Source organism: uncultured Thiohalocapsa sp., from assembly GCF_913062725.1.
Taxonomy (GTDB): Bacteria; Pseudomonadota; Gammaproteobacteria; order Chromatiales; family Chromatiaceae; genus Thiohalocapsa.
This window is the reverse complement of sequence record NZ_CAJXWY010000062.1, coordinates 1-21,536: the sequence shown is the minus strand read 5'-3', so window position 1 is coordinate 21,536 and position 21,536 is coordinate 1. Positions and strand designations below refer to the sequence as shown.

20 protein-coding genes are annotated in these 21,536 nt (G+C 65.0%); 12 read left to right on the top strand and 8 right to left on the bottom strand.

What is annotated here, in order from left to right; translation table 11 throughout:
• Positions 1-203: 203 nt before the first annotated feature.
• Positions 204-1,295: a redox-regulated ATPase YchF gene (ychF, locus tag QZ588_RS14910; protein WP_295543738.1), complete on the bottom strand. Its 1,092-nt coding sequence runs from the start codon at positions 1,293-1,295 to the stop codon at positions 204-206.
• Between the two features lie 114 nt (positions 1,296-1,409).
• Entirely contained in the window at positions 1,410-2,924 is a 1,515-nt protein-coding gene (locus tag QZ588_RS14905) for a mannose-1-phosphate guanylyltransferase/mannose-6-phosphate isomerase (protein WP_295543737.1), read from the bottom strand.
• 163 nt (positions 2,925-3,087) lie between these two features.
• On the opposite strand from QZ588_RS14905, the gene purD reads away from it, so the two are divergent.
• Positions 3,088-4,377: a phosphoribosylamine--glycine ligase gene (gene purD, locus QZ588_RS14900; RefSeq protein WP_295543736.1), complete on the top strand. Its 1,290-nt coding sequence runs from the start codon at positions 3,088-3,090 to the stop codon at positions 4,375-4,377.
• A gap of 35 nt (positions 4,378-4,412) precedes the next feature.
• Here the strand turns inward: purD and QZ588_RS14895 are convergent, their stop codons facing one another.
• The 3 genes from QZ588_RS14895 to QZ588_RS14885 all read right to left on the bottom strand — a co-directional run bounded on the left by QZ588_RS14895 (position 4,413) and on the right by QZ588_RS14885 (position 7,633).
• Positions 4,413-5,411: a phosphotransferase gene (locus QZ588_RS14895; protein WP_295543735.1), complete on the bottom strand. Its 999-nt coding sequence runs from the start codon at positions 5,409-5,411 to the stop codon at positions 4,413-4,415.
• A 226-nt stretch (positions 5,412-5,637) separates the two neighbouring features.
• Positions 5,638-6,786: a polysaccharide pyruvyl transferase family protein gene (locus QZ588_RS14890; RefSeq protein WP_295543734.1), complete on the bottom strand. Its 1,149-nt coding sequence runs from the start codon at positions 6,784-6,786 to the stop codon at positions 5,638-5,640.
• The gene (locus tag QZ588_RS14885; RefSeq protein ID WP_295543733.1) at positions 6,770-7,633 is read right to left on the bottom strand and encodes a glycosyltransferase; all 864 of its coding nucleotides are present in this window, start codon (positions 7,631-7,633) and stop codon (positions 6,770-6,772) included. The genes QZ588_RS14890 and QZ588_RS14885 overlap by 17 nt, the downstream gene beginning before the upstream one ends.
• A 128-nt stretch (positions 7,634-7,761) precedes the next feature.
• Here QZ588_RS14885 and QZ588_RS14880 point away from each other — a divergent pair, with 128 nt between their 5' ends.
• From QZ588_RS14880 to pdxA, 5 genes are all read left to right on the top strand, one after another.
• Positions 7,762-8,694 (top strand): class I SAM-dependent methyltransferase, encoded by a 933-nt coding sequence (locus QZ588_RS14880; protein ID WP_295543732.1) that lies wholly within the window; start codon positions 7,762-7,764, stop codon positions 8,692-8,694.
• A gap of 7 nt (positions 8,695-8,701) precedes the next feature.
• Positions 8,702-9,805, top strand: coding sequence for a hypothetical protein (locus QZ588_RS14875; RefSeq protein WP_295543731.1), 1,104 nt, complete (start codon positions 8,702-8,704; stop codon positions 9,803-9,805).
• 306 nt (positions 9,806-10,111) lie between these two features.
• The gene (locus tag QZ588_RS14870) at positions 10,112-12,574 is read left to right on the top strand and encodes an LPS-assembly protein LptD (protein ID WP_295543730.1); all 2,463 of its coding nucleotides are present in this window, start codon (positions 10,112-10,114) and stop codon (positions 12,572-12,574) included.
• A complete protein-coding gene (locus tag QZ588_RS14865; protein ID WP_295543729.1) occupies positions 12,555-13,916 on the top strand; it encodes a peptidylprolyl isomerase in 1,362 nt (453 codons plus the stop codon). The genes QZ588_RS14870 and QZ588_RS14865 overlap by 20 nt, the downstream gene beginning before the upstream one ends.
• Positions 13,906-14,958: a 4-hydroxythreonine-4-phosphate dehydrogenase PdxA gene (gene pdxA / locus QZ588_RS14860; protein ID WP_295543728.1), complete on the top strand. Its 1,053-nt coding sequence runs from the start codon at positions 13,906-13,908 to the stop codon at positions 14,956-14,958. Before QZ588_RS14865 ends, pdxA begins: the two co-directional genes overlap by 11 nt.
• A 57-nt stretch (positions 14,959-15,015) precedes the next feature.
• On the opposite strand, the gene QZ588_RS14855 is transcribed toward pdxA, so the two are convergent.
• A complete protein-coding gene (locus QZ588_RS14855; protein WP_295543727.1) occupies positions 15,016-15,987 on the bottom strand; it encodes a Gfo/Idh/MocA family oxidoreductase in 972 nt (323 codons plus the stop codon).
• A gap of 353 nt (positions 15,988-16,340) precedes the next feature.
• On the opposite strand from QZ588_RS14855, the gene QZ588_RS14850 reads away from it, so the two are divergent.
• Complete coding sequence (locus tag QZ588_RS14850; protein WP_295543726.1) at positions 16,341-16,547, top strand: hypothetical protein; 207 nt, start codon at positions 16,341-16,343, stop codon at positions 16,545-16,547.
• Between the two features lie 205 nt (positions 16,548-16,752).
• On the opposite strand, the gene QZ588_RS14845 is transcribed toward QZ588_RS14850, so the two are convergent.
• A complete protein-coding gene (locus tag QZ588_RS14845) occupies positions 16,753-17,049 on the bottom strand; it encodes a hypothetical protein (protein ID WP_295543725.1) in 297 nt (98 codons plus the stop codon).
• On the opposite strand from QZ588_RS14845, the gene QZ588_RS14840 reads away from it, so the two are divergent.
• From QZ588_RS14840 to QZ588_RS14820, 5 genes are all read left to right on the top strand, one after another.
• Positions 17,032-18,159, top strand: a complete 1,128-nt coding sequence (locus QZ588_RS14840; protein ID WP_295543724.1) for an AAA family ATPase — start codon at positions 17,032-17,034, stop codon at positions 18,157-18,159. The two genes, QZ588_RS14845 and QZ588_RS14840, sit on opposite strands and share 18 nt — an antisense overlap.
• Positions 18,160-18,223: 64 nt before the next feature.
• Positions 18,224-19,066, top strand: a complete 843-nt coding sequence (locus tag QZ588_RS14835) for a class I SAM-dependent methyltransferase (protein WP_295543723.1) — start codon at positions 18,224-18,226, stop codon at positions 19,064-19,066.
• Entirely contained in the window at positions 19,063-19,998 is a 936-nt protein-coding gene (locus tag QZ588_RS14830; protein WP_295543722.1) for a glycosyltransferase family 2 protein, read from the top strand. Before QZ588_RS14835 ends, QZ588_RS14830 begins: the two co-directional genes overlap by 4 nt.
• Before the next feature lie 2 nt (positions 19,999-20,000).
• Positions 20,001-20,891: a formyltransferase family protein gene (locus tag QZ588_RS14825; RefSeq protein WP_295543721.1), complete on the top strand. Its 891-nt coding sequence runs from the start codon at positions 20,001-20,003 to the stop codon at positions 20,889-20,891.
• A 4-nt stretch (positions 20,892-20,895) separates the two neighbouring features.
• Positions 20,896-21,363: a GtrA family protein gene (locus QZ588_RS14820; protein WP_295543720.1), complete on the top strand. Its 468-nt coding sequence runs from the start codon at positions 20,896-20,898 to the stop codon at positions 21,361-21,363.
• On the opposite strand, the gene QZ588_RS14815 is transcribed toward QZ588_RS14820, so the two are convergent.
• On the bottom strand, positions 21,297-21,536 hold a 240-nt coding region (locus QZ588_RS14815), incomplete at its 5' end, for a transposase (RefSeq protein WP_295543719.1). The two genes, QZ588_RS14820 and QZ588_RS14815, sit on opposite strands and share 67 nt — an antisense overlap.

The following is a 21,536-nucleotide window of genomic DNA, read 5'->3' as shown; positions in this document are numbered from 1 at the left end:
GCTACGGCTAGATTCGAACTAGCGACATCGGCATTATGAGTGCCGCGCTCTAACCAACTGAGCTACGTAGCCGGAAAGACCATCAAGCATAGCCGCCCGGTCTGCGCCGGTCAAGACCGAAACCGAGGCGCCGGCGTCCAGCGAGTGGTCTGCCCGCATGGCGGCTTGTGTGCATTGACTGCGTCGTCGCCGGCGTCTGTGCATCAAACGTTGAAGCGGAAATGGATGACGTCGCCGTCGCGGACGACATACTCCTTGCCCTCGCTGCGCAGCTTGCCCGCCTCCTTGGCGCCCTGCTCGCCCTTGCAGGCGATGAACTCCTCGTAGGCGATCACCTCGGCGCGGATGAAGCCGCGCTCGAAGTCGGTGTGGATCACGCCGGCGGCCTGGGGCGCGCTGGCGCCCACGGGAATGGTCCAGGCACGGCATTCCTTGGGGCCGGCGGTGAAATAGGTCTCCAGGCCCAACAGGCGGTAGCCCGCGCGCACGACACGATTCAGGCCCGGCTCGTCCAGGCCCAGGTCGGCCATGAACTCGGCGCGCTCATCCTCAGGCAGTTCGACGATCTCCGCCTCGATGGCGGCGCAGACGGGCACCACCTCGGCGCCCTCCTCGGCGGCGTGTGCCCGCACCCGATCCAGTAGCGGGTTGTTCGCGAAGCCGTCGTCGGCGACGTTGGCGACGTACATGGTCGGCTTGGCGGTGAGCAGAAACAGCTCGCGCAGCTCGGCGCGCTCGTCGGCGGTGAAGTCCATGGCCCGCACCGGCCGCCCCGCATCCAGGTGTGCCGCCACCCGCTCCAACAGGGCCTTGCGCGCGAGCTGGGCCTTGTCGCCGGTCTTCGAGGCCTTGACGGCGCGCTCCAGGGCCTTGCCGACGGTCTCCAGGTCGGCGAGCGCCAGTTCCGTGTCGATGACCTCGATGTCGCGCACCGGGTCGACGCTGCCGGCGACGTGGGCCACGTCGTCGTCTTCGAAGCAGCGCACCACGTGCGCCACGGCGTCCGTCTCGCGAATGTTGGCCAGGAACTTGTTGCCGAGCCCCTCGCCCCTGGAGGCGCCCGCCACCAGCCCGGCGATGTCCACGAACTGCATGGTGGTGGGAACCACCTGCGCCGGCTGGACGATGGCGGCGATGGCATCGAGCCTGGCATCGGGCAGCGGCACGACGCCGACGTTGGGGTCGATGGTGCAGAAGGGGTAGTTCTCGGCGGCGATCCCGGAGCGGGTCAGCGCGTTGAAGAGTGTGGATTTGCCAACGTTGGGCAGACCCACGATGCCGCATTTGAAACCCATGGCAAGAGACCGCTGGCATGACGCGAAACACAGTCCGCCATCATAGCTCAAACACGGGCCGCCTGTGGGCGTCAATCGAAGGTGCGCTCCGATCGCGCTGCGCGCCGCTCCCGCTCAGCAGCCTTCCCCGGGCGTGCGGTTGTAGACATCCTCGAAGCGGACGATGTCGTCCTCGCCCAGATAGCCGCCGGACTGCACCTCGATGATCTCCAGCGCCACCTTGCCCGGGTTCTCCAGCCGGTGGGTGGCGCCCACCGGGATGTAGGTGGACTGATTCTCGGCGAGCAGGAAGGTCTTGTCGTCGCAGGTGACGCGGGCGGCGCCGGAGACGACAATCCAGTGCTCGGCCCGGTGATGATGCATCTGCAGCGACAGGGACTCGCCGGGGTTCACGGTGAGGCGCTTCACTTGATAACGCACGCCGCCGCCGATGGACTCGAAGGCGCCCCAGGGTCGGTGTACGCGCTGGTGGTGGCGGTGCTCGGTGCGCCGGGCGGCTTTCAGGAACTGGGTCACGGTCTTCACGTCCTGGGCGCGGTCCTTGTCCGCCACCAGCACGGCGTCCGGCGTCTCGACGATGACGCAGTTGTCGATGCCGACGGCGGCCACCATCCGATGCTGGGCCAGCACCAGGTTGTTTTCGGCGTCGTGCACGAAGGCGTCCCCGTCCAGCACATTGCCGGCGGCGTCCTGCTCGCGCACCTCCCAAAGCGCCGACCAGGCGCCGACGTCCGACCAGCCCACCGACAGCGGCAGCACCAGCGCCGGCGGCAGATCCGCGCCGCCGGCCGCGGCGTCGGCGGACAGGCGTTCCATCACCGCATAGTCGATGGAATCGCTCGGGCAGGCGGCGAAGCGCCCGGCGTCGATGCGCCGGAAGTCCCCATCCCGCCCGCCGGCGGCGCAGGCGGCCTCGCAGGCGTCCAGGATGTCCGCCCGGAAGCGACGGATCAGCCCCAGCCACACCGACGCCCGCAGCATGAAGATGCCGCTGTTCCAGAGGTGCTCGCCGCCGGCGAGATAGCCCTCGGCGGTGGCGAGATCCGGCTTCTCGACGAAGGCGTGCAGGCGGAAGGCCTTACCGCCGAGGCCTGCGTGTGCATAGGGCTCGCCCTGGCGAATGTAGCCGTAGCCCGTCTCCGGCTTGTTCGGGACGATGCCAAAGGTGATGACGGCACCAGCGCCGGCCAACTGATAGCCGTCGGCGACGGCGGCGCGAAAGCCCGCGGCATCGGCGATGGTGTGGTCCGCGGGCATCACGAGCAGCACCGGGTCGGCATCGGCGGTGAGGCCCGGCGCCGCCGTCGCCGCCAGCGCCGCCAGGGTCAGTGCCGGAGCCGTATTACGCCCGGCGGGCTCCAGCAGAATGGAGGCACAGCGCCGCTCCAGCACCCGAAACTGCTCGGCCACCAAGAAGCGGTGCGCCTCATTGCAGACGACCAGCGGATCCTGCACGTTGAGCCCGAGGCGCGGATGCTCGGCGGCGAGATGGTCCAGGCGCAGCGCCGTGGCCTGCAGCATGGTGTGCTCGCCCGCCAGGGGCAGAAACTGCTTGGGGTAGGCCTCGCGTGACAGCGGCCACAGCCGGGTACCGGAGCCGCCGGAGAGGATAACGGGGAGCAGGGACATAGCGTGTCTCGGAAGTTGCCGGGCGCAAGGCGCGGTTTAAAGCCTGTGACAGATCCAGCGACGGGTCGATGCCCGTCACCGGTAGGCAACCGGGCGGACCCCATGCGATGATAGCGAATTCCAAGTCCTGGAACCCGCGCCCGGCGGCGCTCGCATCTTCAACGTGGCTACACAGCAACGCAACATCCTCGTGGTCGGCGGCGGCGGTCGCGAGCACGCCCTCGCCTGGAAGCTGGCCCAGTCGCCGCAGGTGGCGCGGGTCTTCGTCGCCCCGGGCAACGGCGGCACGGCCACCGAGCCCGGTGTCGACAACGTGCCCATTGCGGCGACCGATCTCGCGGGCCTGCTGGCTTTCGCCGGCGAGCGCCGCATCGACCTCACCGTCGTCGGCCCCGAGGCACCGCTGGTGGCCGGCATCGTCGACACCTTCAGCGCCGCCGGCCTGCGCTGCTTCGGTCCAACCCAGACCGCCGCACGCCTGGAGGGCTCCAAGGCCTTCGCCAAGGATTTCATGCGGCGCCACGGCATCCCCACGGCGCAGCACCGCACCTTCACTGACCTCGACGACGCCCTCGCCTACCTCCGCGAAGTCGGCGCGCCCGTGGTCGTCAAGGCCGATGGCCTCGCCGCGGGCAAGGGCGTCATTCTCGCCGAAGATTTCGCGACCGCCGAAACCGCGGTACGCGACATGCTCGCGGGTCAGCGCTTCGGCGCCGCCGGCGCCACCGTCGTCATCGAAGCATGGCTGCGGGGCCGCGAGCTGAGCTACATCGCCCTGGTGGACGGCGAGCACATCCTGCCCCTGGCGAGCTCGCAGGACCATAAAGCGCGCGACGATGGCGGGCGCGGCCCAAACACCGGTGGCATGGGCGCCTTTTCGCCGTCGCCGCTGGTGACACCGGCCCTCGAGCAGCGCATGCTCGACGAGGTCATGCGGCCGACGATCACGGGCCTGGCCGCGGATGGCCTGCCGTATGTCGGTTTTCTGTACGCCGGCCTCATGATCGGCGCCGACGGCGCGCCCAAGGTGCTGGAATACAACTGCCGGCTCGGAGACCCCGAGACACAACCACTGCTGATGCGCCTGGACGCCGACCTGCTGGCGCTGATCGACGCCGCCATGGACGGGCGCCTGCACACCGTCTCGGCACGGTGGCGACCGGAGACGGCCCTCGGTGTCGTGCTCGCCGCAGGCGGCTATCCCGGTGGCTATGACAAGGGCATTGCGTTGTCGGGTCCGGTGGACCGGGCGACAGCGGACGTGAAGGTGTTCCACGCGGGCACGGCGCTGCATGACAACCAGCTCGTCAGCGATGGCGGACGTGTGCTGTGCGTGACCGCGCTCGGCGCCGATCGAGCCCTGGCGCGGTCGCGCGCCTACGCCACCTTGGGCGAGATCAGCATGCGCGGGGGCTTTTATCGCACCGACATCGGCGGGACGATCGCAGGCTGACGTTCCGAAGCGACACCCCTGCAGCGGCGCCCCGCTCAGCCCCGCGTCCGCTCCAACACCCGCGGCAGCAATTGCTCGCGCACGAAACCCGCCAACGGCACCAGCGCGGGATAGCGCTCGCCGACCTGGTGCACGTAACCCAAAGTCCGCGGCAGATGGGGCAGATACTCCGGGCGCCCATCGCGCAGCGCCAGGCGCGCGAAAATGCCGGCGGCTTTCAGGTGGCGCTGAACCCCCATGAAATCGAACCAGGTCATGAAGGCCGCCGCATGCGCCTGCTCGAGGATGCCGCACTCCAGGGCGAGCCCGAGGTAGGCGTTCACCCAGGTCTGTACCCGCGCTTCGGGCCAGTCTATATAACAATCGCGCAGCAATGACACCAGATCGTAGGTCACCGGCCCGAGGACCGCATCCTGAAAGTCCAGGACACCCGGGTTGGCCTGCTCCGTGAGCATCAGGTTGCGACTGTGGAAGTCGCGATGCACACACACCCGTGGTTGTGCCAGGGCGCTGGCCACGAGCAGATCGTAGGTGATCTCCAGCATGGGCCGGTTCTGCTCCGCCCGCGGCAGCCCCAGCAACCCGTCCAGCAGCCACTCGTCGAAGAGGCCAAGTTCGCGGCGCAGCAAAGGCTCATCGTAGTCCGGCAGACCCCGCTTGGGGCCGGCGGACTGCAGGGCGATCAGGGCGCCGATCGCGTCGCCGTAGAGGCGGTCGGCGTTCTCCGGGTGCAGGTGATCCAGGTATTGCCGCTCACCGAGATCCGCCACCAGCAGAAAGCCCTGGGCCAGATCCTGGGCATAGATCTCGGGCACGTTCAGGCCGATGGCGCGCAGGCGGTGGGCCAGGCGGACGAAGCCCGCGCTGTCCTCATGCGCCGGCGGCGCATCCACGGCGATCAGGCTGCCCGTGCCACGGCGCAGACGCCAATAGCGGCGGAAGCTCGCATCCGCCGACGCGGCGGTCAGCTCAGGGACCTCGCCGCTGAGGCATTCCCGCAGCCATGCTCGCAAACGCTCGGTACGATCCGCCAAGCCCACCTCCGCGACCAAAACCGCCGGCCACGGGTGCCGGCCACGGGCGCCGCCGAGACAGACACCCACCAAAGGCCGCAGCCTAGCAGATTCGCATCGCCGATTGATGCCCTGCGTGGGGTGCTGGCGCAGACGGGCGCTGGGGGGTCGTGGCTCAATGTGACAAACTGATCACGCCGGCGAGAAAGGCGAAGCGGATGAGGGCGTCAGCAGTCGGAGCACAGTGCTATTGGCGAGGCTTCTTAGCCCCTGGGCGCGCTTCGCCGGCGGGGGCCTTCATTGTCGTGCGCGGGTGGTCCGCGTGCCAGCATTCATAGTATGCGCGGTTTTTGCCGTAGCTGTTGTCATACAGACGGTTGGGGACTCCCAGTAGGGTCGCCAGGATGTGCCCATGCAGGCGCGATGTCTCGACGAAAGTGGCCTGGGACAGGGTTGCCGCACAATGCTGGACCGCGCGGCCAGCCATGGCTCGCCAAATGGCGGCGACTGCGTCAGGCGTGAACCTGCCGAGCAACATAATGACCCCCTGGATGCCGCGCAGCAGCCAGTGACGGTAGCCCAGCAGAGACCGCCAGTCGCCCGCCCAGTCGCAGTGGACGGCTGCGGGCGGCTCGTCCGGCCGGGCCTCGACGTCGGTGCGCCAAAGACAAAGCCGCGGCCCTGGTGACGCCCGTTTCCCGGATACGCATAAGGGGTAGAGCATCGCGGCCGCATCGGGCGCGAGATAGGTCCGGCAATGAGCGAAATATCGACGCGCGAGCGCGAAGCTGGCGTGGTCGCGTAGGATCAGGTGCAAATCGGCGTGGGCGTTGAGGACTTGCGCCGATTGCTGCAATCGCCGGCTACCTCGGTAATGAATGGTTTGCGGCAAAAAAACGATCCGGTGCCGCAGATAGCTTGACACGACCTTTTCGCGAAAAGCCTGGTGCTTGTAGAGGTCGCCGAAGTTGCCGCCCCCTTGGCAAAGCAATACGATCCCCGGTTCGAGCTGCGGAAACCGGAAGTCGTGGATCGAGTGCCGCGCGACCACTCTCAGCTGAGATCGTCGCAGCAACCGCTCCGTGCCCGCCAAAACCAGCAGGTCCCCGACATTCGTGTGCACGGGATAGTCGAGATACAGGACCCGGGATCCGGCAGGGATCAGGCTCGTCAACACACTGGTGAGTTCGCGTTGTTGGCGCTCCCAGAACTCCGTTGATGAAAAGCTACCCGGTGTGGCCAGCGCCCGCCCAATGCCGGCATCTCGCATTTCGACAATATGTGGCTGCCGGTGACGTATGACGCTCATAAGGTGATCGAAAACGAAATGGGCACTGATACCCGTCTGCGAGCGCGCCATAATACCGGGGACCGAAAGCTTATCGGCTGTGGACATGCGCTTTATCCGCATTGAGCGCGCGCGCCTTGCGCCTGCCAAACAGGTAGCCTAGCGCGTAGGGTGGCAACACGAAGGGCAGCACCAGAAAATCCCACAGGTTCATCGCCCTCGATGGACTGGGCGAGCCACCGATCATGGCCCGGGAGACACCGGCATAGAACAGGCGCCGCAGAATCCACCCATAGCTGGCGCGCTCCGGGGGTATCTGGTGTCTGATGATCGCGTCGCCCGCGTACAAAATGTCGAGCCCAAGTGCACTGACCCGGCGCGACAGCTCAGTTTCTTCGCCGCCCAACAAGCTCCCCTCGCGGCGGCCGAGGCGTTCGTCGAAGTATGCCTCACGGCCCAGGCGGTCGCGGTGGAGGCCGAACCCGGCGCCGACGACGCGATGGAAAGGCAGCGTCTGGGGGCCCAGATTGAAGATCGAGTACTGGTCCTGCACCACCAGCGACTTCGTGATGAGCGGCGGCCTGCGGTGCCAGTTGGGCAAGATGCGGGCGCCAACCATGCCGACATGCTCGGTTCGGAGGGCGTCGTAGAGCGCTAGAGCCCAGTTTGGCTCGGCAACCGCGTCCGCATCCATGAAAAGGACTACCGGGGCGGCGGCCTTGTCGATGGCTAAATTACGGGCAAAGGATAGACTTTTTGCCGGAATGGCCTCATAGCGAAAACGAACCGTTTCTAAATTCATTTTTTGGCAACGAGACCGGATTGCCGCAGACGGATTCTGGTCTAATAACAACACTTCGGCGACGATATCGACTTGTGCCGACAAGCTCATCAAGGCCGCCTCCAGCAGCCGATCCGGCTCGTGGAAGCGCGTCAGAGCGATCGTGGCTTGCAAGGCAGTGGTCTCTGCAGTCCCCATACCCACACGAACGATTCTACAGCTGTGCGTCGCACCGTAGCCCATTGCTTTTCAAAGGAATTCGATGAAAAACCGACGATTATACACTAAAAGTCGACATTGAGGTGGAAGCCCCTAGCAGTGGTCACCGCCTGCATGCGCAGGCTCTGCAAGGATTGATGGTCGAGCTTGCGCCCGTCGGAATCACGCCTGCATTGCATAACACCATCAGACCAGACATGGCTTTGCTGTCGAACGGTGTAGTATCCAGCGTTGCACACCCGGGCGCCATTGCCTTTGACCGAATCAATATGATGTTTGTCACATACGACGAGATTTTCGATGAGCGTGGCGAGTCTTACCACCGCGCTATGGAACTTTGTCCGGATGCCCGACGCAGGGAGTTCCGGTTGGCAGTCGACAGCCTGGCACTCAAGAACGGAGCGGTCCTGTGCGACATCCCCGCCGGGGGCGGCTATCTGATTGATTATCTGCCGCCCACGCTCGACATATGGCTGATCGCGATCGATCCTTCCGAAGTCTTCGCGAGGCAGTGGCATGGCGTGCGCATCGAATCTCACCTCGCTTCGCTGCAGGACCTACCAATCGCGGACGCGGCTTGCGACGCAGTCGTCAGTATTGCCGGGCTGCACCATATCGACGATCGTCCCTCGGTGCTCAGAGAGATCCGGCGCATCCTTAGGCCCGACGGGCGGTTGTGTATTCTGGAGGTCGCGGCGGGATCGCCAGTCGATGCCTTCCTGAACGGCTTTGTCGATGCTCATAGCAGCATGGGGCATCGAGGACGCTTCGTCGACGATAGCTTCCGCGCCGATCTTCAAACTGCGGGCTTCCGTATCGAATGCGACGAGCTGTGCCGATACACCTGGGATTTCTCCAGCGAAGATGACATGGCCGAGTTTGTGCGCCTCCTCTTTGGGCTGGACAAGGCAGGACGTGACGATGTGCTGGCAGGGATCTCCCGGCTTCTTGGCTATGAGTGCGGGGGTGACGGCTGCCGGATGAACTGGGCGCTGCAGGCCCTGATTGCCACCTGAAACCGGCATGTACATCGTCGACCTGCGGGCGTCCAAGACAGCTGCCGGCGGCACGCGGGTCGAGGCTAATGTCGATGGCGAGCCCCTTTGGTTCGAATCCGATGATGCGTTGCTGACCCCATCGGCAGAGGCTTACGCAAGCGCGTTGCTGATCCCGGCATCGGCTCGCGGCGCTGCTCTCGAGCTCGACACACCGATCGACACGACCTGGCTCGATAACGTGGCAGCCATCATGCGCGTCGCCAAAGAATGGTGGGGTCTGGCCGAGATAGAAGTCATTGCTGAAACAGCCCCAACGATCGTCGCTACCCAGCCGACCGGCACGGCCCAGTGCTTCACCGGTGGTGTCGACTCGTATTATGCCTTGGTGACCGCCACCCCCCCGCCTGACGTTCTCGTCTTCGGCCACGGCTTCGATATCGAACTACGCGATCATCGACGCTTGGAGGCGTTTGTTCCCAGCCTGAAGGAAACGGCGTCCGCTTACGGCTCGCGGCCTGTGGTTATCAAGACGAACCTACGGCGGCATCGTGCGTTGCGCCAGATCAGCTGGGAGAAGGCGCATGGAGGGGCGCTCGCCGCATTGGGACACCTGTTGAACCATGAGATCGGTCGTCTCGTCATCCCATCCAGCTATCCTTATCACGACGGTAAGCCCTGGGGTACGCACTGGGAGCTGGATCATCTATGGTCGTCGCGTTCTCTTGCGGTGGAGCACTCAGACGCCTCGTTACGGCGTAACGGTAAACTGCGTGTGGTTGCGCAGCACGAAGTGGCGCTACGCCACTTGCGGGTTTGTTGGGAAAATAACGCGCCGACCGGCAATTGCTCGCGGTGCGAGAAATGCGTGCGAACCATGTTGGCGCTGTCGATGTGTGATCGCTTGCAGGCTTGCAGAACATTCGACAGGACATTAGCGATCGAGGCACGCTTGGATGCGCTGCCCTCGGTCTCACCGCACCTCTTGTCCATCTACGAAGAGCTGCGGCGCGGCATAGCCGACCAGTGCGTTGGAGCGGCAGTCGATCGTTTGATCGCCCGCAGCCAGGGTTTTCCCGGCTGCTTGCGCGAGCTGGCCCAACGCGTGCGTCACGCCTTGCGTACACTTTGACGCCGCCGCGCCGTCATTGTGCCAGTGCTCTGGATCGAAGACGAACAGCAGTCCGTCCAACGCCCCTCACGATGCTCGATCAGGTGTAGTTTCGCCGTTGAGCTCGTTCCCAACGACCGATAGCCTGCGCCCTGACACGCATGCGACATCGCATACAAATTCGCATCGCCGATTGATGCCCTGCGTGGAATGTGCGAACTTGTGAAATTGCCCTGCCCTTGGGTGCGGCCAAGGCCAAGCGGGAAGCGCCGGCCGAACAGCGTGTAGATCACGGGCCAGGATGCCCGGCGCAACCCAACGAAGCCCATGCCATCCGCCACCCGCCGCCATTGTCTTTGTTGCGCCTCGGCCGTCATGGGGGTGCTGATGCTCGCGCCGGCGGCGGCAGACCCCGATGACACGCCGACCGCCGATGACCCCCTCTGGGTGCTCCCGCAAACGGTCATACCGGCGCAGATCCCGACACTCCCCGGCGCCGAGCCGGTCCGCGACCGTGGCTATCTGGACCGCCCGGAAACCATCAGCGGCACCACCACCGAGCCCATCGAGCGCGACTCCGACCGCTTGGAGCGCGGCCTCGACTGGCCCTATTGCGGCGCCCGGCCGGCATCGGCCGGCGCCCCGTCCGACCCCCTGCTGACGCCCGCGGCCATGCCGGCGGGCCCCACCGATCTCACCGCCGGCGGCATTGTCTATCGCCGCGATCTGGATGTGGTGGACGCCGTCGGCGGCGTTACCATCGTGCGCGATCAGCAGCGGGTGGAGTCGGACACCCTGCGCTACGATCGCCGCCGGCAGACCGTCACCAGCCCCACGGGCACCTACCTCGAGTACCCACAGCTGCGCATCCTGGGTGATGCCGCCGAGATCAATCTGGACACGGAGCAGGGCCGCATCGATGCGCCGCGCTTTCGCCTGAGCGGGCCGCTCAATGTCCGCGGCCGTGCCGACACCGCCTATGTGGTGAGCCCGTCGCGCAGCGCCTACCGCGACATCCTGTATACCAGTTGTCCGCCCGGCAGCAACGCCTGGTCGCTGCGCGCGGACAAGCTCAAGCTGGACCAGGACAGCGGCCTCGGCATCGCGCAGAACGCCCGCCTGCGCATCCGCGGCGTGCCGGTGCTCTACACGCCCTATTTGCAGTTTCCCATCGATGATCGCCGCCGCAGCGGCTTCCTGGTCCCATCCTTCGGCTCCTCCCAGGACAACGGCTTCGAGTTGCAAACGCCCTACTACTGGAACATCGCACCGAACATGGACGCCACCATCACGCCGCGCCTGATGAGCGAGCGCGGTCTGTTGCTCGGCTCGGAGTTTCGCTGGCTCACCCGCGCCGACGGTGGTGAGCTGCGCACCGGTATCCTGCCGGACGACCAGGCCTACGACGGCGATGGGCGCTTGCGCTGGGCCATCAACGCCCTGGAGCAAGGCCGTTGGCTCGGGCGCCTGCAAACCAACCTCGACTTCAGCGCCGTCAGCGACGATCAATACCTGCAAGATATTGGCAACAATATCGATACCACCAGTGTGCGACGCCTGCGCCAGCGCGGCGATGTCACCTATTTCGGCCGCGGCTGGTCGTTGCTGACCCGGCTCGAGGGCTTCCAGACCCTCGACGATGCGGCCCCCTCCTCCAGGCCCTACGGGCGGCTGCCGCAGATTCTGTTCCAGCTCAGCCCGCGGGAGTTGCTGTCCGAGCGCATGCCAGACCATCTGGGCCGCCTGCGCGCATCGCTGGACGCCGAATACAACTACTTCGACCACAATCACCGCGTACGCGGTCAGCGCTTCACGATGGCGCCGACGCTGCATTGGCCCATTCAGCGCAGCTTCGGGCACCTGATCCCCGGGGCACGACTGTATCTGTCCGCCTACGACCTGACGGACGTCGCCCCCGGCGCGCCGAGCGATCCCGGTCACGCCATTCCGAGCATGGACGTGGATGGCAAGCTGATCTTCGAGCGCGAGATGGCCTGGCTCGGCGAGGCCGCGCTGCAAACCCTGGAGCCACGTCTCTACTATCTGTACACCCCCTTCAAGGATCAAAGCGAGACACCGGTCTTCGACAGCTCGGCGCTCGATTTCAGCTTCGCCAACCTGTTCCGCAACAATCGTTTCACCGGCAGCGACCGTATCGGTGACGCCAACCAGGTGACCGCGGGCATCAGCTCACGCATACTCCGCGCCGCCACCGGCGAAGAGCTGCTGCGCCTGAGCCTGGGCCAGATCTACTACTTCAGCAACCGACGGGTGCAGATCTCGGGTCCGACACAGACTGACGAAACCTCACCCTATACCGGCGAGATCACCGCACAACTGTTTACGCACTGGTCCGGGCGCGCCAGCTTCGAGTGGGATCCGGATACCGCCGAGGACACCCTGCCGCGGCGCACCCTGCGCCTGGAGTATCGCGACCCCGAGCAGCGGGTGCTGAACCTGGCCTACCGCGCCGACCTCACCCCCGCCGTACAGAACAGGTACGAGGACACGGATCTCTCTTTCCGGCTACCGTTCGGCGCCCGGGCCGAAGTCGTCGGTCGCTGGCTCTATTCCGTGCGCCACAGCGAGACCATGGACGCCTTCGCGGGCATCGAGCTCGGCCAATGCTGCTGGCGGCTCCGTATCCTGGGCCGGCATTTCAAGCGCCGCCCGGAGGATACCGCGAGCACCTCAGTCATGCTGCAGGTCGAGCTCGCCGGGCTCGGCGCCATCGGCAACCCGATTGGTGAATTCCTGGAACGCGAAATCTATGGCTATACCCCTTACTGACCCTCTTCGCCTGCGCCCGGCGCCGGCGCGCCGGCAGCGTGCCGGGTCGACGTTGACACGGCTGCTCCTGCTCGCCGCGGTGCTGGCGCTCAGCAGCCACACGACGCTGGCCAGCCGTCCGCTGGACGGCATCGTGGCGGTGGTCAACGATGACGTCATCGTGCGCAGCGAGCTCCAGGCCGAGATCGACCTGGTGCTGCCGGAGCTGCGGGCACGCGGCACCACCATCCCGCCGCAGGCGGTCCTGGAAGCGCAGGTGCTGGAGCGGCTCATCCTGAAGCGCCTGCAATTGCAGCAGGCCGAGCAGCTCGGCATCGAGGTGGACGCGCAAACCCTCAGCAACGCCCTCGACAACATCGCCGCCCGCAATGGACTCAGCCTCGAAGAGCTGCGGTTCACGCTGGAGCAAAACGGTGTCGACTTCGAGAACTTCCGTGAGGATACCCGCGCCCAGATCCTCACCAGCCAGCTGCAGCAGCAGGCGGTGATGCGCAATATCCGGGTCAGCGACGCGGAGGTGGACCGCTTCCTGGAGCAGGAAGCGGACACGCTCATCCGGCGGCGCCGAGTCAAGCTCCAGCATATCCTGCTGGCGCTGCCGGAGAACGCCGACGCCCGCCAAGTGGCGGCCGCCCGCGCCAAGGCCGAAGGGCTGCTGCGGCGGCTGCGCGCCGGCGCCGACTTCGCCAGTGTCGCGGTGGCGGAATCCGACGGCCGCCGCGCGCTGGAGGGCGGCGATCTGGGCTGGTTCCCGATGGCGGAGGTGCCGACCTTGGCGTTGGAGCCCGCGCAAACCCTCGCCAAGGGCGCAGTCTCCGAGCCCATCCAAAGCGCGAGTGGCTTCCATCTCATCAGGATCGCCGATATCGAGGGTGACGACCCGCAGCCCGTGAGCCAGACCCAGGCCCGACACATTCTCATTCGTACCAACGAGCTGGTTGCCGACGCCGATGCCCGGCGCCGCCTGGAGCAGCTGCGCCTGCGCATCGTCGGTGGTGACGATTTCGCCACGCTGGCCCGCGCCCACTCCGATGACACCGGCACCGCCCTCAAGGGCGGCGATCTCGGCTGGGTGGATCCGGGCGACACGGTACCGGAGTTCGAAGAGGTCATGGATGCCCTCGCCCCGGGCACGGTGAGCGAGCCTTTCCAGACCTCCTTTGGCTGGCACATCGTGCAGGTGCTGGAGCGCCGTCAGCAGGAAACCACCGACGAGCTGCTGCGCATGGAGGCCGAGGCGGCGCTGCGCCAGCGCAAGGCCGAAGAGGCCACCGAGATCTGGCTGCGCCAGCTACGCGATGAGGCCTATGTGGATCTGCGCATGGACACGGATGACTACTGATATGCAGCCCGCCGGCGCCGGCCTACCGCGCATCGCTCTCACCCCGGGGGAGCCCGCCGGCATCGGGCCCGATCTCTGCGTCGCGCTCGCCCAGGACGCCCAGGCGGCGGAACTGGTGGCGCTGTGCGACCCGGCCCTGCTGCAGGCGCGGGCGGCGGCCCTGGGACTGCCGCTGCGGCTGGAGCCGCTCACGGCCGAGCCGACGGCGCTGGACGCCTATCACCCCCGCAGCACCAAGCCCCAGGCCCCGGGTACCCTGCGCATCGATGCGGTGGCGCGCCTGCGGGCGCCGGCGGTGCCGGGCCGGCTCGACCCCCGCAATGCGCGCTATGTCGTGGACACCCTCGCCGCCGCTTGCCGCGGCTGCCAGAGCGGCCGCTACGATGCCGTGGTGACGGCACCCGTGCACAAGGGGGTCATCAACGACGCCGGCCTCAGCTTTACGGGTCACACCGAGCTCTTCGCCGAGCACTGCGGTGGCAAGCCGGTGATGCTGCTGGCCGCCCCGGGGCTCAAGGTGGCGCTCGCCACCACCCACCTGGCACTGCGCGACGTGCCGGCGGCGCTGAATCGGCGGCTCATCAGTGAGGTGCTGGACACCCTGCTCGCCGAGTTGCCGCGGCGCTTCGGGATCCGCAAGCCGCGGATCACCGTGTGCGGCCTGAACCCCCATGCAGGAGAAGGCGGCCACCTCGGGAGCGAGGAGATCGCGGTCATCAATCCGGTGCTCGAGGATTTTCGCGCGGCGGGTGCCGATGTGCGCGGTCCGCTGCCGGCGGACACCGCGTTTCTGCCGCCGGTGCTGGCGGACACCGACGTCGTGCTCGCCATGTACCACGACCAGGGTCTGCCGGTGTTGAAGCACCTCGGCTTCGGTAAGGCCGTCAACGTGACCCTCGGCCTGCCCATCATCCGCACGTCGGTGGACCACGGCACGGCGCTCGATCTGGCCGGCACGGGTCGTGCCGATGCCGGCAGCCTCGCCGCCGCGCTCGCCATGGCCATTGCCATGGCGACACACTCGGCAACGGCGGCCGGCTGACGTCCTCAGTGCGCCTGGCCGGGGCTCCGCCGCCGCGGACCCGGCGGCCGGACAGCCTCAGGCGCGGGCGGCCGCGCTCCCCACCGCCATGCGCCGCCGCACCGTCAGCGCCACCTCCAGGGCGCGCAGCCCCACGGCGCCATCCACCAGCGGCCGCCGCGCATTGCGCACGCAGTCCACGAAGGCCGCGATCTCCGCGTCCAGCGGCTTCACCGGCGCCACCGCCACGCGCTCGCGCACGATCTCCGGGCGCGGCTGACCAGGCCGCGGCACGGGCCGGGCGATATCCAGGGTCTGGCCGACGAAATCCAGCGACAGATATCCTCCCGCCTGGAACACGCGAATGCGTCGCACGGTCTGCTCCGACACCCGGCTGGCGACGATATTGGCCACGGCACCGTTGGCGAACGCCAGCCGCGCATTGGCGATGTCCACGTGCTCGGTGAGCACGGGGGTGCCCACGGCCCGTACCTCGGTGAGATCCTCACCGACCAGGGCCAGGATGATGTCGATGTCGTGGATCATCAGATCGGCGACGACATCCACATCGGTGGCCCGCTCCTTGAACCCACCCATGCGCTGGGCCTCGATGAAGCGCGGCTGGCGGATGCGCTCGGCGAGGGCCATGATGCCGGCGTTGAAGCGCTCCAGGTGGCCGATCTGCAGAATCACGCCGGACGCCTCGGCGAGCCGCAGGATCTCCCGCCCCTGCGTCATATCCGGCGCCACCGGCTTCTCCAGCAGCATGTGCACGCCGGCGGCCAGATAGGGCCGGGCGACGGCCAGGTGTGCCGACGTCGGGACGACGATGCTCACCGCGTCCACCTGCCCCAGCAGCGCCGCCGGGTCGGAGACGGCCGCACAGCCCGCCTCGGCGGCCACCGCCGCCGCCCGGGCGCCGTCGGTATCGGCGACACCCACCAGTTCCACGCCCTCGAGTCCGGCATAGATCAAGGCATGGAAACGCCCGAGATAACCAACCCCGACGACGCCCACGCGCACCGCCCGCCCCTGCATGCCCCGCCCCATTCAAAGCTCCTCCGGTGCTGTCTGTTGTGCCCGTTGTGCCTGTGCCGGCCCGCCGTGGCCTTCGCCCGGGATCATACCGTCGGAGCAGGGTGTTCGGTTACCGTGGGTTGCACCGACGATTGATCTGCGCCCAATGAAGCACGCTATTGTGGCCGGCCGAAGGGCGCTCGTCGCCGCGCCCGGGCCATCGGCGGCCCGTGCCAGGGCCGCGGCAGATCCAGGCCACTGCCGCGGGAGAGGGCGCGCCGGCCGCTGCCTTGGGCAAGCGCCCATGACAGAGTATGCTGCGCAAACGGGGACGACGACGTCACCGCGTCCCCGCGCCACAACCATCCTCGAGGAGATCCATAGACATGGCAGAAATCATCACCGCAGTGTATGCCTCGGAAGACACGCTCCCCAATGTCCGCAACGACCTCGTCTCCGTCGGCATCCCCCAGGAAAAGATCCGCGTCAGCCACGAGAAGAAACAAGTGCAGGTGATGGGCCCCGAGTCCGCCGAGGCCGAGATCGAAGAGATCCTCAAGCGCCACGCCCCCACCGAGATCCACACCAGCTGAGCCGCCGCGACCATCACGGCCAGGGCCAACCGCCGACCGGCGCCCACGCATCGGTCATCAGCAGGGCCCTGGTCGTTGTCGTCGGTTGCCCTCGGTGGCGCGCTGAACTGGCCACATGGCCGTACGATTCCTGTACACGATCTGAGAGGCACGCGGGGAGACATGCAAAAACCACACAGGCGAACGGTGCTTGCCATGGGCAGCGTCATGGAATTTTGGCCGCGGCGAGACTATGCGGAATTCCTTCCGCGCGGAAACCTTCAGCAGCGAATGAGTCGTTACTGGACAGCAACAGCTCGATACCTTCATCAAGGCATGGAACGCGATGAGCGACAACGCACCGAATGAGGCCCAGCGCAAAGCTGCCTGGGCCGTCTTCGACCGCTTCGTGCGACAGCAGAACGACGAACTCGTCTGGGGTAACGATTGCTTCGAAATCCTCGTGCCAGAGCACCACTGAGACGAAACCCTGATCGACACGACCATGACTCCAGACCAGCATCAGCCATTGCGGGGCCGCATCGCGAGCCTAACCGTGCGCGGTTTTCGCAGCCTTGCCAAGGTCGATGATCTGCAATTGCCTCAACTGGCAGTCTTGATCGGAGCGAATGGCGCGGGAAAATCCAACCTCATCCGCTTCTTCCAGATGCTGGGCTGGATGCTGCGTGGACAGAATCTGCAGGAATTCATCCTACGGCAGGGAGGCGGCGATGATCAGCTCTTCATGGGGATGCGCACCACCCCGCGCCTGGAGGCCGAGATCCAGATCGAAACCCAGGCCGGCCGCAATGACTACCGCTTTGCCATGTCCCATGTCGCGAGCGATACCTTGATGCTGGTTGACGAGGCCTACCGCTTTTCGGCGCGAGATCGAGCAGGCCTGAATCAATGGCTGTCGCTGCCCATGCCAGCCAAAGAAGCCAGGATCACCGATCAGATCGAGACGGATCAGACGGCGCGGGTCATCGTGCGACTGCTGCGTGGTTGCGTGACCTACCAGTTCCACGACACCTCGGAAAAGGCCCGGATCAAACAACATTGGGATTTCACGGACAATACCTATCTGCGCTCCGACGGAGCAAATCTGGCTCCAATCCTCCACCGCCTGCGGGAACAGGACCCATTGCGCTATCGGCTCATCACCAAGCAGATTGCCAGGGTGTTACCCAACTTCCACGACTTTGAATTGGAGCCGACCTACGGCAAGCTTGCTTTGCGCTGGAGCGCCAAGGGCGTTGACAAGTCCTTTGGCGCGCATCTCACCTCCGATGGCTCCCTGCGGCTCTTCTGTCTGCTGACGCTGCTGAATCTTCCGGACGCGATGCTGCCGGATATCCTGTTCCTGGATGAACCTGAACTGGGCCTGCATCCTCATGCGATCGGCCTGGTGGCCGACATGATCAAGCGGGTGGGCTCGTTACGGCAGGTCTTTCTCGCCACCCAGTCCCCGCTGCTGGTGGATTGCTTCGACCTGGAAAACATCATTGTTGCTGACATTATTGATCATGCGACGCGGCTGCGGTCACTGCCTGTGCAAGACTACGAGGCCTGGCTGAAAGACGATTATCTGGTCAGCATTGTCCGCGCTTCAATCGCTGGCTCGATCGGCTAGCGGCCCTGTCGTCCTCGTGACAGCGTCGGGTCGCTCAATTCGATAAGCCGGCCGCATGAAGGCAATGCCACACATTGATCGTCACAAGGATAACGCCATCCACCGCCGCACAATCCCCGTCCAGCACCGCGACGAGGAATACGACCAATCCGGCTTCGACACCCTCTGGGCGATGCAGGAAAAGCACTTCTGGTACCGCGGCCGGCATCGCTTCCTGCTCGGGGCACTCAATCGCTACCAGCCCGCCGGGCAACCGCCCTGGTCCGCCGTAGACCTCGGGGGGGTAGGCGGATGGATACGCTACCTGGCCGATCGCCGGCCGACGCAGTTCAGCCCCTTGGCGCTGGCGGATTCCTCCGAGACCGCGTTGCGCATGGCGGGCGATGCACTGCCCACCGGCGTCGCCCGCTACCAGATCGACCTGATGAACCTGGGCTGGGAGGCTCAGTGGGATTGCGCCTTCCTGCTCGACGTCATCGAACATCTGCCGGACGACGTGCAGGCCATGCGCCAGGCCGCGCAAGCGCTGAAGCCCGGCGGCCTGCTGTTCGTCACCACGCCCGCGCTGAAGCAGTTCTGGAGCTACAACGATGACCTGGTCCATCACCTGCGCCGCTACACCCGCAAGGACTACGCGGCGCTCGCCCAGGCGACCGACCTCGAGCTGCTGGACGCCCGCTACTTCATGTTCTTGCTCAGCCCGCTCTACTGGCTGGCGCGGCAGCGCCCCGGCGTGCGCGGCATGAGCATCGAGCAACAGCGCCAACTGCTGCAAGACAGCCACAAGGTCCCAAGCGCGCCGCTCAACCTGGCGCTCAGCGCCGCCTTCGGTGCCGAGACGCCGCTGGGACACTGGCTGCGTTTTCCCTGGGGCACGTCCATCCTCGGGGTGTTTCGCAAGCCATGATCTCATTCGTCGTCCCCGTCTACCGCTCCGCCGAGAGCCTGCCGGAACTGCACCAGCGCCTAACCGCCGAGTTCGGTGCCGCGCCGGACGGCTTCGAGCTGATCTTCGTCGAAGACTGCGGCGGCGATCAGTCCTGGGAGGTCATTCAACAGCTGGCGGCGCAAGATCCCCGCGTTCGTGGCTTCCGGATGAGCCGCAACTATGGCCAGCACAATGCGCTGCTCTGCGGAATCCGCGCGGCGCAGGGCGAGATCATCGTCACCCTTGACGACGATCTGCAACACCCCCCGGAAGAAATCCCCAAGCTGCTGGTCAAGCTCGACGAGGGCTACGACGTGGTCTATGGCCCGCCAGAGCGCGAGCAGCACGGGCTCCTGCGAGACTTGGCCTCGCAGATCACCAAGCTGGCCCTGGAAGGTGCGATGGGGGCGGCCAATGCCCGACAGGTCAGTGCACTGCGCGCGTTCCGCACGCGTCTCCGCGATGCCTTTGCCGACTATCGCAGCCCGACGGTGAATATCGACGTCCTGCTGACCTGGGCGACGACGCGCTTCTCCGCGGTGCGGGTCCGACACGAGGCGCGCAAGTTCGGCCAATCCGGCTATACGCCCCGCAAACTGGTCCGCCACGCCTTGAACATGATGACTGGCTTCTCAACCCGGCCGCTACAGCTTGCCAGCATGATGGGGTTTGCCTTCGCGCTCTTCGGCTTGGTCATCCTCGCCTATGTGCTGCTCCGTTGGCTCCTGCAAGGCAGCGCCGTCCCAGGCTTCGCCTTTCTGGCGTCCATCATTGCCATCTTCTCCGGTGCACAGCTCATGGCCTTGGGGATCATGGGAGAGTATCTGGCGCGGATGCATCTTCGGACCATGGAGCGACCGCCGTATCTTGTGCGCGATGCACTAACATCTGACAGCCAAGAAGCGCCATAGCCATGCCTCAGACAGTGCTTTATCTGCTCGGACAGAAAGGCTATCAGGTATTGAATGCTGCCATCATCGGCGGCTACAAAGATTTAGTGACCTTGGTCGTCGTAGGAAGAGATAAGAATGTGCAGAAGGATTTTGCTGATGAAATTGTCGAGCTCTGCGCGCGATATAGTCTTAAACACTGCGAGCGAAATGATAGCTTGGCAGTCCCCGGCGAGCCCGGAAACTATATCGCAATCGCAGCCGGTTGGCGATGGCTGATTAAAGAAGCATTTCATCAGGTCATCGTATTCCATGATTCATTGTTACCAAAGTATCGAGGATTTAATCCGCTCGTCACAGCACTGCTGAACCGCGACACAGAGACAGGCGTCACGGCAATTATCGCAAACAAGGATTTCGACTGCGGTGACATAGTCGATAGCAAATCCATCACGCTGAAGTATCCAGTGAAGATTGGGGAAGCCATTGATGCAATCAGCAAATCATACTTCGATCTTGCACAATCTTTATTGAGCAGGCTTCGGCAGATTGGGGTTCTTGAGGGTAAGACGCAAGACGAGAGCAGAGCCTCATACAGCGTGTGGAGAGATGAGGAAGACTATCGTATCGATTGGACAAGATCCGCCGAGTCCATCGTCCACTTTGTCAACTGCCTATCATTTCCCTACAAGGGAGCGTCGACACTCTACGATGGCAGGCCGATCCGCATCTTGGAGGCACGGACGGAGCCCGACGTTGAAATCGCAAATCGAGATGCTGGCAAGGTTCTTTTCACGGTCGACGAGAAGCCAGTTGTAATATGCGGGGTCGGTCTATTGCGAATAGACATAGCAGCCGATGAAAGTGGCCAGTCCATATTGCCATTCAAGAATTTCCGTACGCGATTGAAGTAAGATTATGCAGCTGATTGGCAACATCAGTCGTCAAGCGATGCGTTTCGGCATTGTCGGCCTGGCCTCGAATGTTGTGCTGTACCTGCTCTATCTGCTGTTCACTACAGCCGGTATGGGACACAAGACTGCGATGACTTTGCTGTTTGCCATCGGTACGCTGCAAACCTTCGTGTTCAACAAGCGCTGGACCTTTGGTCACCAGGGGCTTCTGCACGCAACATTCGTCAAGTATCTGTCGATCTACAGCCTTGCTTATTTGCTGAACCTGACGGCGTTGATGGTGTTCGCCGATCATCTGGGGTTCCCCCATCAGATCGTCCAAGGTGTGATGGTCGTTACCCTCGCCTTGATGCTGTTCCTGCTGCAACGGTATTGGGTCTTTCGCGCGCCGGAGCCTGCTTATAGTTATCCGCAAAATTCTTTATACTTTAAGACATGTGGCACGAATCGCTCGACCCACCACCGGGCATAGGAACAGTATTGAGCGGATTCATCCCAGGTTCTGCGAATCTGGCTGCGCAACTCATCGCGCGAGCTGATGAAGCTGACCGAAATCACCCGCTTGATCGTTTTCCAGATGAACTCGATCGGATTGAGATCCGGTGCGTACGCCGGCAGAAAGACAAGCTCGATGGCGTTGTCCTC